This window comes from Onishia taeanensis (genome assembly GCF_013349955.1).
GTDB classification, from domain to species: Bacteria; Pseudomonadota; Gammaproteobacteria; order Pseudomonadales; family Halomonadaceae; genus Onishia; species Onishia taeanensis_B.
The window spans coordinates 1-569 of record NZ_JABVXC010000045.1 but is presented as its reverse complement, the minus strand read 5'-3'; the positions used below and the strand labels follow the sequence as shown (position 1 = coordinate 569).

The window sequence follows — 569 nt, the reverse complement described above, 5'->3', positions numbered from 1 at the left end:
AGTGTCCACAATGAATTATCTGATCGGTCAGAGCATAAGACTGTTTGGGTCACGGACCCAGTGGTGAGTAAGCCGACCTGTCGCGCAGTTGGTTAGAGCGCACCCCCTGACCTTAATGGAAAGGAGGGTGAGGTCAGCCGATCGAGCACGACGCTAAGCTAGCAGTTGTATGCGGTGTTGGGTCTGTAGCTCAGTTGGTTAGAGCGCACCCCTGATAAGGGTGAGGTCGGCAGTTCGAGTCTGCCCAGACCCACCAACATCAGCTGTAAGCTTTATGTGAAGTCCAGTAACGGTTCTTCGGGATTTCTCATAACTTCACGCTTGCAGCCTACAGTTCAAAGGGGCCTTAGCTCAGCTGGGAGAGCGCCTGCCTTGCACGCAGGAGGTCAGCGGTTCGATCCCGCTAGGCTCCACCACACTCAAGCTTGAAGCTCAAAGCTTGAAGCTGGAAGAAAACCCACAGTCGATGAAGTTTTAAGCTAGGCGCTTGGCAAGAGGATTTTCCTCTTCAAGCTTCCAGCTTAAAGCTTCTTGCTTTAAATGCTCTTTAACAATATGAATCATGCTGA

General features: G+C 51.3%; 2 tRNA genes. Both read left to right on the top strand.

Features of this window, described 5'->3' with window-relative positions:
- The first annotated feature begins 179 nt into the window (after nt 1–179).
- Nucleotides 180–256 (top strand) — tRNA-Ile (locus HUS66_RS17390).
- Between the two features lie 84 nt (nt 257–340).
- Nucleotides 341–416: transfer RNA gene (locus HUS66_RS17385), tRNA-Ala, on the top strand.
- Nucleotides 417–569 lie beyond the last annotated feature (153 nt).